Genomic DNA, 15,645 nt, shown 5'->3' on the forward strand with positions numbered 1-15,645 from the left:
GATGGACGCGCCGGCACTTCCCTATTGCCGCTGAAAGGATGGCGACACGACCGATGCGAATCGACAAGGCGATCAACATTCACGATGTCCGCGACTGCGCGCGCCGCTACCTGCCGCGCATCGCCTTTGACTTCATCGATGGCGGCGTCGACGGCGAGGCGGCACTCGCGCGGAACCGCGCGGCCTTCGACCGCTGGAAACTTCTGCCGCGCTACCTTGTCGATGTGTCGGACCGCAGCCAGACCGTCACCCTGTTCGGCCACGAGTATTCCAGCCCCTTCGGCGTCTCGCCCATGGGCATCGCCGGCTTCTTCCGGCCGGGTGCCGACCTGATGCTGGCCCGCGCCGCGGCGAAGTTCGACCTGCCCTACCTCATGTCCAGCGCAAGCTGCGACTCGATCGAGGCGGCGATGGATGCCGCGCCGAAAACCACCTGGTTCCAGATCTACGGCACCCGCAACCCCGAGATCACCGCCGATCTCATCCGCCGCGCCCGTGCGCTCGATGTCCGCGTGCTGATCCTGACGATCGACACGCCGGTCATGGCCAAGCGGGAACGCAACCTCCGCAATGGGTTCACCCGCCCGATGAAGATGACCCCGGGCGTGATCCTGCAGGGCCTCAGCCGCCCGGCCTGGACGATGCGCTACCTGCAAAGCAGCGGTATCCCGATGATGGAGAACTGGCGCCCCTACGCGGGCGAAAACGCCAATGCCGGCACGGTGGCCGATCTCTACGGCACCGAAACGCCCGCCCCCGAACAGACCTGGGAGGTGCTGAAGTCGGTCCGCAAGGCCTGGCCCGGCCCGCTGGTCGTGAAGGGCGTGATGCACCCCGACGATGCCCGCCGCTGCCGCGACCTCGGTGCCGACGGCCTGATCGTGTCGAACCACGGCGGCCGACAGCTCGATTCCGCACCCGGCTCCCTCGACATGCTGCCGCTCGTGGCCGACGCGGTGGGCGACGGGATGGAACTGCTGATCGACAGTGGCTTTCGCCGCGGCTCCGACATCGCCAAGGCGCTCTGCCTCGGCGCCAAGGCCACGCTCTTCGGCCGCCCGGCCATGTTCGGCGTGGCGGCAGGAGGGCAGGCGGGGGCCGAGAAGGTCTTCGACATCTACCGGCAGGAGCTCAGCCTCGTCATGGGCATGATGGGCTGGACAGACCTCTCCGCCGCCGGCCGCGAAAGCCTCTTCGACCTCGCCAACCCGCCGGGCTTCACAACTCCTGCGCGCTCGCGTGCCGCGGAATGATCGTCATTAACTGGAAAGGTGACCAACCCCATGAGTGAGCAAATGCACCTGATCGGCTTCTACATGCACAGCCCGATCAACCACAGCGCCATGAGCTGGACCGATCCGGAAGACGGCCGGCTCGACGGGATGGCATCGTTCGATCACTGGAAGAAGCTCGCCCGCACCCTCGAACGCGGCTGTTTCGACGCGGCCTTCTTCGCCGACACCCCCGGCGGCTACGACTGGTACCGCGACAGCCTCGACGACTATGTCCGCTACGGCGTCTGCTGGCCCAGCCACGACCCGATGGCGCTTATGGGTGTCATGCTGGCCGAAACCGAGCACCTGGGCCTCGCCCTCACGCTCTCCACCTCCGGCAGCCATCCCTATACCACGGTTCGCCGCCTCTCGACGCTCGACTACATGAGCGGCGGGCGTGTCGGTTGGAACATCGTCTCGGGCCACCTCCGGGCCGAACACCGCGCGCTGGGCGCCGAGCAGCTTCAGCATGACGAGCGCTATGACCACGCCGACGAATACATGGATGTCTGCTATGCGCTCTGGAACGGCATCAAGCCCGGCGCGATCCTGGCCGACCGCGAAAGGGGCCTGTATGCCGACCCCGAAAAGATCGACGTGATCGATTTCCAGGGTGACTATTTCCGCTGTCGTGGCGTGCCCCCCGTTCTGCCCTCGGCACAGGGCCGCCCGGTGCTGTTCCAGGCGGGATCATCGGGCCGCGGTCAGAAATTCGCCCTGAAGCATGCCGACGTGGTCTTCGCCATCCAGCCGCAGGCCGCGGCCATGACGAAGTTCGTCAAGAAACTGGGCGAGACCGCCGAAACCGAGGGCCGCAAGGATACGCCCAAGGTCACCTTCGGCCTTCAATGCATCCTCGGCGGAACCGAGGAAGAGGCGAAAGCCCATCAGAAAGAGATAGCCGACCGCATCCCCATCGACGCTGCCCTCAACCGCATGTCCGGCACGATGGGCGTCGATTTCAGCCGGCTGGAACTCGATTCCCGCCTCGCCGACAACACCACCGAGGCCTCGCAGGGCATGCTGATGGCGCTCGCCAACATGGCCGGCGACGGCAACGCCACGGTGCGCGATGCCGCCCGCCTCTTCGGAGCCTCCACCGGCATGCCGCAGGTCGTGGGCACACCCGAACAGGTCGCCGACGAGCTCGAACATCTTTGGCGCAGCAGCGGCTGCCACGGGTTCAACCTCACCCCCACGACCAGCAACAGCAGCGTCGAGGAGTTTGTCGACGAGGTCGTGCCGCTCCTGCAGAAAAAGGGCATCTACCGGACGGAATACACCGGCAAGACCTTCGCCGAGAACGTGATGGCCTGATCGCCCATGGCCGACACTCGCGCAACCCGCCCGAATATCGCCGTGCCCCCCGGCGCCTGCGACACCCACATGCACTTCTACGACGATAGCTACCCGGCCTCGCCCAAGGCATGGCTCTTCCCGCCGAATTTCCTGCCGGAAGACTACCGCGCCATTCAGGAAAAGGTGGGGCTCGCGCGCATGGTCGTGGTCCAGCCCGTCACCTACGGGTTCGACAACCGCTGCATCCTCGACGCCATCGCCCGGATCGGCGACAGCGCCCGGGCCGTCGTCACCGTGCCCACCGACATATCCGATGCAGACCTCGACACGCTCTGGCATCAGAACGCGCGCGGCCTGCGCTATCACCAGATGGCCGGCAGCATGACCGAATGGTCCGACTTGCCGCTCATGGCCGATCGCATCAAGGGCACCGGCTGGCATCTTCAGGTTCAGCTCGACGGGTTGGAACTGCCGCAATACGAACCCCTCATCGCCGATCTGCCCTGCACGGTGGTGATCGATCACATGGGCCGCTACTCCGACTGCATCGCCCCCGACCACCCGGCGCATCAGGCGCTCTTGCGCCTCGCCGCGCAACCGAATGTCTGGGTCAAGCTCTCGGGTGCCTACCACATCTCGAAGTCCGGCAAGCCCGACTATGCAGACGTCGCCCCACTCGCCCGCTCGCTCATCGAGCAGGGCACCGACCGGCTGCTCTGGGGCTCCGACTGGCCGCACCCGACGGAGACCGAGGACAGCATGCCCGACGATGGCCGCCTCCTCGACCTTCTGGCCGACTGGGGCCTCACCGAGGCCCAGCGCGAGGCGGTGCTGGTCACCAACCCGGCCCGGCTCTACGGTTTCTGAGCCACTGCAGTGCGCCAACCATCAGGTCGATCGATGCCTGACGCAGCTTTTTCTTTTGGCAAACCGATGATCTGGTATACTAGCTGTCGTCGGCAGCCCATGCCGAGGGAGGACGGACATGCTGAACCGGGTCACCATAGACCAGCTGCACATGCTGGCCGCTGTCGCGGAGTGCGGCAGCTTTTCCGCAGCCGCACGAAGACTGAACCGCGTGCAGTCGGCGGTCAGCCAATCGATCCAGTCCCTCGAGGACGCGCTCGAGGTAAAGCTCTTCGACAGAAGCCACAAACTCCCCCGCCTGACCGACGCGGGCGAAGCGATCCTGATCGACGCCCGCCGCGTCATCGGCGGGGTCGACGCCCTGCGCGCCCGCGCCCGCAGCATCGCCACGGTGGCCGAGCCCGAGATCACCCTTGCCATCGAACAGGTCTTCCCCAACGAAGTGCTGATCGGCGCGCTCAAAGCCTTTCACGAGGAGTACCCTTCCGTCTCCGTCACCCTTTACGGCGAGGGGCTCGGCGCCCCTGAACAATCCCTGCACGAGGGCAATGCCGGTCTCGCCATCTATTCCCCGGCGCGCGACGGCATGCCGGGCGTGCAGATGGAGTTCTTCGGCAACGTCCCGATTTCCTTCGTCGCCAGCGCCCGCCACCCGCTGGCGCGTATCGGTGGGCCGATCTCGCAGGCCCAGCTCGATGAGCATGTCCAACTTACCCTCACCGACCGCACCCGCCGTTTCCGCGGCGTCGTCATGAGCGAGCGCACGTGGAGCTTCATCGATCAGTTCAACCGCCTCGACTTCGTGCTGAACGGCTTCGGCTGGTGCGTGATGCCCACGCATCTGGCCTGGCCGCATATCGAAAACGGTGATCTGTGCGAGCTCAAGATCGCGATCCACCGCGGCAAGCCCCTGCGCTTTCCTCTCTACACCGCCCACAAGGCGGATCAGCCGCCGGGCCCGGCGGCCACATGGCTGCTGGGCGAGCTTCGGTCACGCTTTGCCGACTGGATCGCTGCCCGCTCCGCCTGGCAGGGCACGGGCGAGGGGATTCAGGTGCGCGTCACGGCGACCTGACGCCGACACCCGCTTCAGAAATATTCCGGGTATTTCTCGGTGATCTTCGGCACCTGTGCCAACGTGCCCGACAGGTGTTCTCGCACCACCGCCTCGACCCCCGGCAGATCGCCGGCCTCGATGGCCGCGAGGATACGCTCGTGGCACGACAGGATCGAGGTCGATTTCCCCGGATCGGGCAGGTTCAGCTTGCGCAGACGGTCGATATGGCCCGACCGCGCCGTCACGATCTTCCACAAGTTCGCGACACCGGCCGCCTCGTACAGTGCGGCGTGATATTCCCGATCCAGCCGCCCGAATTCGTCAAGATCGCCCGAGGAGAGCGCTGCCCGCTGCAACGACAGGCAGGTCCGCGCCCGCCCGATCAGCCCGGAGGCCTGCGCCTGCGCCAGCCGCCGGGTCACCTCCAGCTCGATCGACAGGCGCAGGAACTGCGTCTCCTGCGCATGGGCCACATCGATCTTCGACACCAGCGTCTTCGATTGCGGATAGATAATCAGCAGACCTTCCTCTTCCAGCCGCATCATCGCGTCGCGCACCGGCGTCTGGCTGACCCCGTAGTAATTGGCGATTTCTGATCGCGACAGGAACTCCCCGGGCGTGAATTCCAGTGCAACGATTCGCTCGCGCAGCGCATCGTGGATCTGCGCGCTGGCCGAGCCGCGCTTGATCGGCCGTCCGGGCGGGGCAGGGGCGGCGGCATTTTTCGCAGGTAGCTCAGGCGTTTCGGTCATGCTCTTCCGTTAAGCCTCTTATTTTGCGTCGCTGGCAACATAAGCATCACTTGCCAACAATACACTAATATATTAGTACATCAATCAGCCGCGGGGGGAGGCCCCCGGTTATTTCCAGGGAGGACCAAGATGACCTTTTCCAGAACAGCCACGCTTGCCGCATCCGTTTCCGTGCTGGCCGGGCTGGCCCATGCCGACACACTCAACATCCAGACCTCGTTCAACGCGGGCGACTTCTCGACCAAGTACATCACCGAAGAATGGCTGCCGAAGATCGAGGAAATGACCGACGGCCGCGTTTCCATCGTGCTGACGCCCAACGGCTCGGTCGTGCCCGCCCGCGACACGCCCGAAGCCGTGGCCGCCGGCGCGCTCGACGGCGATTTCACCTCCGTCAACTACTTCTCCGGCCAGGAACCCGCCTTCGCCCTCCTGGGCGACCTGATCTCGGGCTACGACACGCCCCAGCAGATGATCGGCTTCTGCGAGGAAGGTCCGGGCGAAGAGATGATGCAGAAAGCCTCCGACGCCATCACCGGCGGCGAGGTCAAGGTCGTGGCCTGCGGGCCCTATTCGCGTGAAGCGCTTGTCGCCCGCGAACCCATCCGCACCTTCGAAGACCTCGAAGGCAAGAAGATCCGCTCGCCCGAGGGCCTTGCCGCCGCCGTCTTCCAGGCCGCCGGCGCCTCGCCTGTCGCGATCCCCTTCTCGGAGGTTTTCGGCGCGCTCGAAAAAGGCATCGTCGATGCCGCCGACGCCTCGGCCTACGTGAACAACGACGCCACCGGCCTGCACGACGTGGCGCCGTACCCGCTCTACCCCGGCATCCACTCCATGCCCGCCATGCAGTTCACCGTGAACCGCGAGGTCTGGGAAGGGCTGGAAGAGCAGGACCAGGAAGCGCTGCGCACCTGGTGGTACGAGGCGATGCACGCCATGGCCGACGAGGTCACCAAGCTCGACAAGGAACTGGCCGAGCGTGACGATGCCTCCGACGATATCGAGGTGATCGACTGGGCCCAGGAAGACCGCGACCAGCTCCGCGAAGTCGCGCGGAAGGAATGGGAAGCCTATGCCGAGAAATCCGATCTCGCCAAGGAAGCGCTTGATGCGCACCTCTCCTACATGACCGAAATCGGTCTCTTCAAAGAGTAATCTCCGCTCTTGTCCGGGGACGGCCCTGCCTGCCCCCGGTCCCTTCCAAGCCAATGGGAGAGACCCCATGAAACGCCTGCTCGCGGGCTATGCCGAGGTGATGGACCGCTTCAGCGTCTTCATCGGCCATGCCTGCTCGACCCTCTTTTTCACCTGTATCGCGGTCTCGGCGCTCGAAGTCGTGCTGCGCTACGGGTTCGACAGCCCGACCGTCTGGTCGACCGAACTGGCCATGACGCTCTGCGCCACGGTCTGGGTGCTGTCGGTGGGCTACGTCACCCAGCGCAACCGCCACATCTCGATCACCATGATGGAACTGCTGGTGAGCCCGCGGGTCTGGCATTACTTCCGCCTCGTCCAGATGCTGATCGCCTTCGGCGCGATCCTCGTGCTCGGCATGGCGCTCTGGGGGCCGGCGGTCAAGGTGCTCGGCCGGACCGAACATTCCGGCACCGCCTTCAACTCGCCCCAGCCCACCTACCTCAAGGTGCTGATCGTCGTGGGCTGCGGTCTCTACCTCGCACAATTGCTGGCCAACATCATCCGTTGGTTCCACAACACCGAAAGGGACGTGACCGGTGGGCATTGAACTGATCACACTCCTGATTGTCGTCGCACTACTTGGCCTGATGGCCGTGGGGGTGCCGCTGGGCATCACCACGCTGACCGTCTCGCTGGTCACGGCGATCCTTTACTTCGGCGAACGCGCCGGGTTCTTCATCGTCGCCGCCAACGTGGGCGAGGTGCTGCACAAGTACGAGCTTATCGCGGTCCCGTTCTTCGTCTTCATGGCCAACGTGCTCGAACGATCCGGCATCGCCAAGTCGCTCTTCGACTCGATGGCCATCGCCGGCGGCCGCTTCCGCGGCTCGGTCGGCGTGCAGACCTGCATCGTGGCCGTCCTGCTGGCCGCCATGTCGGGCATCATGGGCGGCGAGATCGTCATGCTGGGCCTGATCGCGCTGCCGCAGATGCTGCGGCTGGGCTATGACAAGAAACTCTCCATCGGCATCATCTGCGCCGCCGGCGCCCTTGCCACGCTCATTCCGCCGTCAGTCGTGCTCATCGTCTACGGGCTCGCGGCACAGGTCTCGATCACCAAGCTCTTCGCGGCCTCCGCCGTGCCGGGCCTCATGCTGGCGACGCTCTACATCACCTATATCCTGGTGCGCGTGCGGCTGAAGCCCGAGATGGCCCCGATCTACGACATCCCCGAAACCGGGCTGCCCTTCTTCCAGCGGCTCAAGTTCCTCAAGGGCATCATCCTGCCCGGCCTGCTGATCGCTACGGTGCTGGGCGTGATCTACTCGGGTATCGCCACGGTCACCGAGGCCGCCGCCATCGGCGCCGTGGGCGCACTGGTCGTGGCCGGCGTCCGGAAAGAGCTCAACTGGACCATGGCGCGCGACGCCATGCGCCAGACGGTGCTGACCGTGGGCTCGATTATCTGGCTGGTGCTGGGCGCGGTCTCGCTGATCGGGATCTACAACCGCATCGGCGGGGGCGACTTCCTGCGCGGCGTGCTGACCGGGCTCGACATGGCCCCGATCATGATCGTGCTGGTGATGATGCTGATCGTCATGGTGCTCGGCACCTTCCTCGAATGGATCGCGATCATCTTCATCACCGTCCCGATCTTCGCGCCGGTGGTGGTCGATCTCGGCTTCGACCCGGTCTGGTTCGGCGTGCTCTTCGCCATGAACATCCAGATCTACTACCTGTCGCCGCCCTTCGGTCCCGCCTGCTTCTTCCTGAAATCCGTCGCGCCAAAGGGCGTCGAGCTTCAGGACATATTCGTCGCCGTGCTGCCCTTCATCGCGCTTCAGGCCCTTGGCCTTGCCGCAGTTCTTTTCCTGCCGGACATCGCGATGTGGCTGCCCAACATGCTTGATTGAGGAGGACCGTCCAATGTCACAGGACGAAGACCACGATCTGACCCGCCAGGACGAAGACATCGACGCGGCCCACTTCGCCGCCGAAGAGATGCGCGACGCCCACGATTTCGGCAACTGGCCCGAGCTGATCGGGCTGGCCGTCGCGGCCGCCGTGATCTGGTACAGCTTCAGCTTCACAGGGTGATCCGATGACCAAGAAAGACCCCAAGACCCTGCGCTCGGCCCGCTGGTTCGCCCCCGACGACCTGCGCAGCTTCGGCCACCGCTCGCGAATGATGCAGCTGGGCTATGGCGAGGAAGACTTCCGCGACCGCCCGGTGATCGGCGTGCTGAACACATGGTCCGAGCTCAACACCTGCCATTCCCACTTCCGCGAACGGGTGAAAGACGTCAAACGCGGCATCACCCAGGCGGGCGGCTTCGGCGTCGAGATGCCGTCGCTATCGGTCGACGAAAGCTTCACCAAGCCAAGTTCGATGCTCTACCGCAACATGCTGGCGATGGAGACGGAAGAGATGATCCGCTCGCATCCGCTTGACGGCGTGGTGCTGATGGGCGGCTGCGACAAGACCACGCCGGGGCTGGTGATGGGGGCGATTTCGGCAGGCGTGCCGATGATCTACCTGCCCGCCGGGCCGATGCTGCGCGGCAACTACGCCGGCAAGATCCTCGGCTCCGGTTCCGACGCCTGGAAATACTGGGACGAACGCCGCGCCGGCAACATCTCGGATGAGGAATGGCTGGGCGTGCAGGGCGGCATCGCGCGCTCGGCCGGCACCTGCATGACCATGGGCACCGCATCGACCATGACCGCCATCGCCGACGCCATGGGCCTCACCCTTCCCGGCGCCTCGTCGATCCCGGCGGTCGACAGTGGGCACCAGCGCATGTCGGCGGCCTGCGGGCGGCGCATCGTCGACATGGTATGGGAAGACCTCACCCCCGACCGCATCATAACCGACGCGGCCTGCCGCAATGCCGCCATCGTCGCCATGGCCACCGGCTGCTCGACCAACGCGGTCGTCCACCTCATCGCCATGGCTCGCCGCGCCGGTGTGAACATGCAGCTCGAAGACCTCGACGGGCTGGGCCGCACCACGCCGCTCATCGCCAATGTCCGTCCCTCGGGCAAGGACTACCTGATGGAGGATTTCTACTACGCCGGCGGCCTCCGCGCGCTGATGAAACAGATCGAGGAGATGCTGGATACCTCGGCCCTCACCGTCACCGGCAAGTCGATGGGCGAGAACCTCGAAGGCGCCGAGGTCTATAATGACGACGTGATCCGCCCGCTCTCGAATCCGGTCTACCACGAGGGCTCGCTGGCGGTCCTCAAGGGCAATCTCTGCCCCTCTGGTGCCGTCATCAAACCGGCGGCCTGTGACCCGAAATTCTACAACCACGAAGGCCCCGCGCTGGTCTTCGACAGCTACCCCGAGATGAAGAAGGCCGTCGATGACGAAACCCTCGACATCACCCCCGATCACGTCATGGTCCTGCGCAACGCCGGGCCGCAGGGCGGGCCGGGCTTCCCCGAATGGGGCATGTTGCCCATTCCCAAGGCGCTGATCAAGCAGGGCCACCGCGACATGCTGCGCATCTCCGATGCCCGCATGTCCGGCACCTCCTACGGCGCCTGCGTCCTGCACGTTTCGCCCGAGGCCCATGTCGGCGGGCCGCTGGCGCTTCTGAAAACCGGCGACACCGTGCGCCTCGACCTGGCAAATCGCCGCCTCGACATGCTGGTCGACGAAGCGGAACTGGACGCACGCCGCAAGGCCCTCACGCCCCCCGAACCCCGGTTCGAACGCGGCTACGGCTGGATGTTCCTGCAACACGTCACCCAAGCCGACCAGGGCTGCGACTTCGACTTCCTGCAATCCGATTTCGGCCGCACCGCCGGCGAACCCGACATCTTCTGAAGGACCGACCCAATGACCGAACATACGCTCTCCGACGACACCCGCGCCAAGCTGAAAAAGGTCTCGACCGCCTCGATCGCCACCGCCCTCTTCAAGCGCGGCCTGCGCAACCAGTTCATCCAGGGCGTCACGCCGGTGAGCCCCAAGGACGAGAACATGGTCGGCCCCGCCTTCACCTTGCGCTACATACCCGCCCGCGAAGACCGCAACCCGATCACCGTCTTCCGCAACTCCGACCACCCCCAGCGCGTCGCGGTCGAAAACTGCCCCGAGGGCCACGTGCTGGTGATGGACGCCCGCAAGGACGCCCGCGCCGCCACCGCCGGCTCGATCCTCGTCACCCGCCTGGCCAAGCGCGGGGCGGCGGGCATCGTCTCCGACGGCGGCTTCCGCGACGCCCACGGCATTGGCGAACTGGCCATGCCGGCCTATTGCGCCAAACCCTCGGCCCCCACCAACCTGACCCTGCACGAGGCGCTCGACATCAACGTGCCCATCGCCTGCGGCGACGCGGCCGTCTTCCCCAGTGACGTGCTGGTGGGCGACCGCGACGGCGTCATAGTCATCCCCGCCCATCTCGCCGACGAGATCGCCGAGGAATGCACGGGGATGGAAACTTTCGAGGATTTCGTGTTGGAAGAGGTCGAGGGTGGCGCGCCGATCATCGGGCTCTACCCTTGCACAAAGGACGAGAACCAGCAGAAATTCGACGCGTGGCGCAAGAAGACCGGCCGCTAACGGCCCGCGCCGCGCCGCAACAACCCACCGAATAACCCCAAAGGACACCGCATGACCTTCAAACCGCATGGCAAGCACCTGATCGCCGGCGAGTGGATCGCCACGGATGCCACCTTCACCTCCGAGCCCGCCAGCGGCGAGGCGCACAGCTTCTCGGTGGGCAACCCGACCCTTGTCGATCAGGCGGCGGAAGCCGCCGAAGCGGCCTTCACGACCTACGGTTACACCACCCGGGAAGAACGCGCCGCCTTCCTCGACACCATCGCCGACGAGATCGAGGCGCGCGGCGAGGAGATCACCGAGATCGGCACCTCCGAATCCGGCCTGCCAGAGGCCCGCCTGCAAGGCGAGCGCGGCCGCACCACCGGCCAACTCCGCCTCTTCGCCGAGCATATCCGCAAGGGCGACTACCTCGACCGCCGCCATGACGAGGCGCTGCCCGACCGCGCCCCCGCGCCGCGCCCCGATCTGCGGATGATGCAGCGCCCCATCGGCCCGGTCGCCGTCTTCGGCGCGTCGAACTTCCCGCTCGCCTTCTCCACCGCCGGGGGCGACACCGCCGCCGCGCTGGCCGCCGGCTGCCCGGTCGTGGTCAAGGGCCACGGCGCCCATCCCGGCACCGGCGAGATCGTGGCCGAGGCCATCCACGCCGCCATCGGCAAGTGCAACATGCCCAAGGGCACCTTCAGCCTCGTGCAGGGCGGCAACCGGCAGGTCGGACAGGCCCTCGTGCAGCATCCGCTGATCAAGGCGGTGGGCTTCACCGGCTCCCTCGCGGGTGGCCGCGCCCTCTTCGACCTCTGCGCCCAACGCCCCGAGCCCATCCCGTTCTTCGGCGAGCTGGGCTCGGTCAACCCGATGTTCCTGCTGCCCGAGGCCGTCGCCGCCCGAGGCGCCTCCATCGGCGAAGGCTGGGCCGGCTCGCTCACCATGGGCGCGGGCCAGTTCTGCACCAACCCCGGCATCGCCATCGTCGTCGACGGCCCCGAGGCCGACGCCTTCACCGACGCCGCGAAAGAGACCCTCGCCGCCACCGGCCCGCAAGTCATGCTGACCGACGGTATCGCCAAGGCTTATCGTGACGGCCGCGACCGCGTCGCCGCCTCGAAAGGCGTGCAGGAGGTGCTCACCTCCACCTGCGACCGGCGCAACGCCACGCCCTATCTCTACGAGACCGACGGCCAGACCTGGCTGGAAAACGAGGCGCTCGGCGAAGAGGTCTTCGGCCCCCTCGGCCTGATCGTGCGCGTCGCCGACATGGACCAGATGAAACAGGTCGCCAGCAGCCTGCGCGGCCAGCTCACCTGCACGCTCCACATGGATGACGGCGACGCCGGCGCGGCGCGCGAGCTGCTGCCCATCCTCGAACGCAAGGCCGGCCGGCTTCTCGCCAACGGCTTCCCCACCGGCGTCGAGGTGTGCGACAGCATGGTGCATGGCGGCCCTTACCCGGCCTCGACCAATTTCGGCGCCACCAGCGTCGGCACGCTGTCGATCCGCCGTTTCCTGCGGCCGGTTTGCTACCAGAACCTCCCCGAGACGGTGCTTCCCGCAGACCTCGTCTGAGGCAAGAAACAAACGAGCAGCCAGGAAGCCGGGGGCGCCATGCCTCCGGCTTTTTCACGCCCAAGCCCGCCCGAGGTGGACAGCCCGCCCGCCACATCGGATACTGACAGGCCAGGGCGCAAACCAACATGGGCTTCATGGAAGACATCCGCTTCAATACCGAGCCACGAGAGGGCGACACGATCGGCGAATACGCCTATCGCCGCATCCGCTCGCATATCGTCAACGGTCAACTCAAGCCCGACGAGAAGCTCAAGCTCGACCATCTCAAGCAGGTCTACGGCGCCAGCGTCACGACCCTGCGCGAAATCCTCAACCGGCTGGCGGTCGAGGAACTGGTCACCGCAGAAGGCCAGCGCGGTTTCCGCGTCGCCACGGTCAGCGATGCCGAGCTCAACGATCTCGCCGAGCTGCGCACCCTTCTCGAATCCCACGCCCTGCGCCAGTCGATCCGCCTTGGGGATCTCGACTGGGAAGCGGCCGTCGTCGCGGCCCATTACAAGCTTTCGGTGCTCGAGAAGCAGCTGATGGAAAGCGGCGAACGCTCCGTCGAGCAATGGGTCGCCTGCGACTGGGGGTTTCACAATGCCACCATCTCGGCCTGCCGCCAGCCGGTGCTGATGCGCACCTACGCCTCGGTCTTCGACCGCTTCGCGCGCTACCACATGCTGGCCCTGAACTTCCGTGGCGAGGGCGTGTTCCGCGACCATGCCGCCCTGCGCGACCTCGTCATCGAACGCCGCGCCGACGAGGCGGTCGAGCTGCTCACCCGCCACATTCAAAGCGGGGTCGAGCACATCAAGTCCTGCGGCGGCTTCGGCTGAGCCCTCAGCCCCTCGCCAGCTCCGCCAGCTTGCGCACCGCGAACTCGTAGCCCCTGATCCCGAACCCCTCGATCTTGGCCGTCGCCGCCTTCGAGACATAGGACAGGTGCCGGAACTCGTCGCGCCGGAACAGCGGCGAAATATGCACCTCGATGATCGGCCCCTCGAAGATCAGCAGGCTGTCGAGAATGGCGATCGAGGTCGAGGTGAACCCCGCCGGGTTGATCAGGATTCCGGCCCGCGTCCCGCGCGCCTCCTTGATCCATTTCATGATCTCCGCCTCGCTGTCGCTCTGCCGGAAATCGATCTCCACGCCCTCGTCCTCCGCCGTCCGCCGGCACAGTGCCTCGACATCGTCAAGCGTGTCATGCCCATAGACCTCGGGCTGCCGCGTGCCCAGCATGTCAAGGTTGGGGCCGTTGATGATAAGGATGGTGTCGGTCATCTGGGTCTCCGTATGTCAGCCCTTGTAGCCGTAAAGCCGCGGCAGCCAGAGCACGAGGTCTTCAAGGAAGGTTATCAGCGCCAGCCCCCCGATCATGATCGCGAGAAAGGGCAGCAAATGCCGGATCGTCTCGCGGATCGGCGAGCGGGTGATCGAGCTGACCACGAACAGCAGCAACCCGTAGGGCGGCGTCGCCAGCCCGATCATCGTGTTCACCACCACGATCACCCCGAAATGCACCGGGTCCACCCCGAGTGCCACGGCGGTCGGCAGGAAGATCGGCACGATCACCAGCAGGATCGCGTTCGCCTCGAGCAGGCAGCCCAGCACCAGCAGCAGCGCGTTGACCATCAGCAGGAAGGTGATGCGCGTGAGTTCCGTATCGCCCAGGAAATCGCGGATGACATTCGGAACCTGCTCGATCGTCACGACATAGTTGAACGCCAGCGCGCCCGCGATCAGGAAGCCCACACCGGCGGTCGACTTGGCGCTTTGCCGCACCGTTTCATAGGCCTTCCGCAAAGACACCGAGCGGTAGAACACCGTCGACACGATGAAGGCATAAAGCGCGGCCAGCGCGGCGGCCTCGGTGGGCGTGGTCACGCCTCCGTAAATTCCCACCAGCAGGATCACCGGCATCAACAGCGCCGGCACGGCCCTGAGCGTGATGCCGGGCAGCTCCCGCATCGGCACCGGCTCTTCCACCGGGTAGTTGTGAATACGCGCCTGCCAGCTGTTCATGGCCATCAGCAGAACGCCCAGGATCAGCCCGGGCGCCACACCGCCAAGGAACAGGAACCCGATCGACGTATCCGACACCAGCGCGAACAGCACCATCGGGATCGACGGCGGAATGATCGGCCCGATGATTGCCGAGGCGGCGGTGATCGCCCCGGCATAGGAGCCCGGATATTTCCCGTCCTTCGTCATCAGGTTGATGATGATCCGGCCCATGCCCACCGCATCGGCAATGGCCGACCCGGACATGCCCGAGAAGATCAGCGAGGACACCACGTTCACATGCCCCAGGCCACCCCGGAACCGCCCCACAAGCGCCCGGCAGAAATCCAGCAGCTTGTCCGAAAGCGAGCCGACATTCATCAGGTCGGCGGCAAAAATGAACAGCGGAATCGCCAGCAGCACGTAAGACCCGTAAAGCCCGGTCAGCATCTGCTCGAAGGCTATCGACATGTCCTGCCCCTGCAACAGCAGGTAGAACACGGAACTTGCCAGCATCGCATGCCCGATCGGCAGCCCGACCAGCGCGGTGGCGATGATCATGGCGACGGTTACGCCGAATTCCCAGCTCATTCGACGCCATCCTTGCGGCTTGCCGCCTCGGCAGTGGTGGCGGGCGCATCCTGTCCCTTGGCCGCGGTCCAGAGAATCCAAAGGTACCGCAGGATCGACGCGACCGAAAAGATCAGAGCGATGGAATAGACCCAGTTGAACGGAATATCGAGGTAAGAGGTTTCCTGGATCTTCATGAAGGTCACGAAATCCCACAGCGCGGGCAGGGACCACATGTAGATCCCCACGAGGAAGACCGAAAAGATCATCCGGAACCAGCGCCGCACCTCAGGCCCGACGCTGCCATAGACGATATCGAAGCGGATCTCGTCAGCCTCGGTCGCCGATACGGACTGGCCCCACAGCAGGATCCACAGCCAGGCGATCACGCAGACCTCTACGGTCCAGCCCACGGGGCTGTCCATCACGTAGCGCATGAAGACCTGGATGATGAAACAGACGAACATCGCCGCCAGAAGGATGGCGGGCACGGCGTCGGCCAGCTGGCGCGCGTGTTTCAGAAGGCGGGAAGACGTGGTCAATTTCTGCACCCGGCGGCGC

General features: G+C 65.5%; 16 protein-coding genes. 12 read left to right on the forward strand and 4 right to left on the reverse strand.

Translation table 11 applies throughout. The features are described 5' to 3' along the window. The first annotated feature begins 38 nt into the window (after positions 1-38). The 4 genes from RIdsm_RS04115 (at position 39) to RIdsm_RS04130 (ending at position 4,515) form a co-directional block, all read left to right on the forward strand. Positions 39-1,253, forward strand: a complete 1,215-nt coding sequence (locus RIdsm_RS04115; RefSeq protein ID WP_236553389.1) for an alpha-hydroxy acid oxidase — start codon at positions 39-41, stop codon at positions 1,251-1,253. A 30-nt stretch (positions 1,254-1,283) separates the two neighbouring features. Beyond that, entirely contained in the window at positions 1,284-2,591 is a 1,308-nt protein-coding gene (locus tag RIdsm_RS04120) for an NtaA/DmoA family FMN-dependent monooxygenase (protein ID WP_057820613.1), read from the forward strand. 6 nt (positions 2,592-2,597) lie between these two features. Then, positions 2,598-3,440 carry an amidohydrolase family protein gene (locus RIdsm_RS04125; protein ID WP_057820611.1) on the forward strand — a complete coding sequence of 281 codons (843 nt, stop codon included), beginning with the start codon at positions 2,598-2,600 and terminating at the stop codon, positions 3,438-3,440. A 118-nt stretch (positions 3,441-3,558) separates the two neighbouring features. Continuing rightward, positions 3,559-4,515 (forward strand): LysR family transcriptional regulator, encoded by a 957-nt coding sequence (locus tag RIdsm_RS04130; protein WP_057820609.1) that lies wholly within the window; start codon positions 3,559-3,561, stop codon positions 4,513-4,515. Positions 4,516-4,529: 14 nt separating this feature from the next. On the opposite strand, the gene RIdsm_RS04135 is transcribed toward RIdsm_RS04130, so the two are convergent. Then, positions 4,530-5,249, reverse strand: coding sequence for a GntR family transcriptional regulator (locus RIdsm_RS04135; protein WP_082647527.1), 720 nt, complete (start codon positions 5,247-5,249; stop codon positions 4,530-4,532). Positions 5,250-5,378: 129 nt separating this feature from the next. Here RIdsm_RS04135 and dctP point away from each other — a divergent pair, with 129 nt between their 5' ends. The 8 genes from dctP (at position 5,379) to RIdsm_RS04170 (ending at position 13,349) form a co-directional block, all read left to right on the forward strand. After that, positions 5,379-6,404 carry a TRAP transporter substrate-binding protein DctP gene (dctP, locus tag RIdsm_RS04140; protein WP_057820607.1) on the forward strand — a complete coding sequence of 342 codons (1,026 nt, stop codon included), beginning with the start codon at positions 5,379-5,381 and terminating at the stop codon, positions 6,402-6,404. 67 nt (positions 6,405-6,471) lie between these two features. Beyond that, on the forward strand, positions 6,472-6,993 hold the full coding sequence (locus RIdsm_RS04145; RefSeq protein WP_057820604.1) for a TRAP transporter small permease subunit: 522 nt from the start codon (positions 6,472-6,474) through the stop codon (positions 6,991-6,993). Continuing rightward, on the forward strand, positions 6,983-8,299 hold the full coding sequence (locus RIdsm_RS04150; RefSeq protein ID WP_057820602.1) for a TRAP transporter large permease: 1,317 nt from the start codon (positions 6,983-6,985) through the stop codon (positions 8,297-8,299). The genes RIdsm_RS04145 and RIdsm_RS04150 overlap by 11 nt, the downstream gene beginning before the upstream one ends. A 13-nt stretch (positions 8,300-8,312) precedes the next feature. Then, positions 8,313-8,483 (forward strand): hypothetical protein, encoded by a 171-nt coding sequence (locus RIdsm_RS30020; protein WP_177228435.1) that lies wholly within the window; start codon positions 8,313-8,315, stop codon positions 8,481-8,483. A gap of 4 nt (positions 8,484-8,487) precedes the next feature. Then, the gene (araD, locus tag RIdsm_RS04155) at positions 8,488-10,221 is read left to right on the forward strand and encodes an L-arabinonate dehydratase (RefSeq protein ID WP_057820601.1); all 1,734 of its coding nucleotides are present in this window, start codon (positions 8,488-8,490) and stop codon (positions 10,219-10,221) included. Between the two features lie 12 nt (positions 10,222-10,233). Further along, entirely contained in the window at positions 10,234-10,959 is a 726-nt protein-coding gene (locus tag RIdsm_RS04160) for a ribonuclease activity regulator RraA (RefSeq protein ID WP_057820599.1), read from the forward strand. A gap of 51 nt (positions 10,960-11,010) precedes the next feature. After that, positions 11,011-12,525 (forward strand): aldehyde dehydrogenase (NADP(+)), encoded by a 1,515-nt coding sequence (locus RIdsm_RS04165; protein WP_057820597.1) that lies wholly within the window; start codon positions 11,011-11,013, stop codon positions 12,523-12,525. A 137-nt stretch (positions 12,526-12,662) separates the two neighbouring features. Further along, positions 12,663-13,349: a GntR family transcriptional regulator gene (locus RIdsm_RS04170; RefSeq protein ID WP_057820683.1), complete on the forward strand. Its 687-nt coding sequence runs from the start codon at positions 12,663-12,665 to the stop codon at positions 13,347-13,349. Positions 13,350-13,353: 4 nt separating this feature from the next. Here RIdsm_RS04170 and RIdsm_RS04175 read toward each other — a convergent pair whose 3' ends face one another. From RIdsm_RS04175 to RIdsm_RS04185, 3 genes are read right to left on the reverse strand one after another with little or no spacing between them, the layout of a single operon-like run. Next, entirely contained in the window at positions 13,354-13,794 is a 441-nt protein-coding gene (locus tag RIdsm_RS04175) for a type II 3-dehydroquinate dehydratase (RefSeq protein ID WP_057820595.1), read from the reverse strand. Between the two features lie 15 nt (positions 13,795-13,809). Next, entirely contained in the window at positions 13,810-15,105 is a 1,296-nt protein-coding gene (locus RIdsm_RS04180) for a TRAP transporter large permease (protein ID WP_057820593.1), read from the reverse strand. Then, positions 15,102-15,626 (reverse strand): TRAP transporter small permease, encoded by a 525-nt coding sequence (locus RIdsm_RS04185; RefSeq protein ID WP_057820591.1) that lies wholly within the window; start codon positions 15,624-15,626, stop codon positions 15,102-15,104. The genes RIdsm_RS04180 and RIdsm_RS04185 overlap by 4 nt, the downstream gene beginning before the upstream one ends. Positions 15,627-15,645 lie beyond the last annotated feature (19 nt).

Origin of the sequence: Roseovarius indicus (assembly GCF_008728195.1) — a bacterium.
Lineage (GTDB): Bacteria > Pseudomonadota > Alphaproteobacteria > Rhodobacterales > Rhodobacteraceae > Roseovarius > Roseovarius indicus.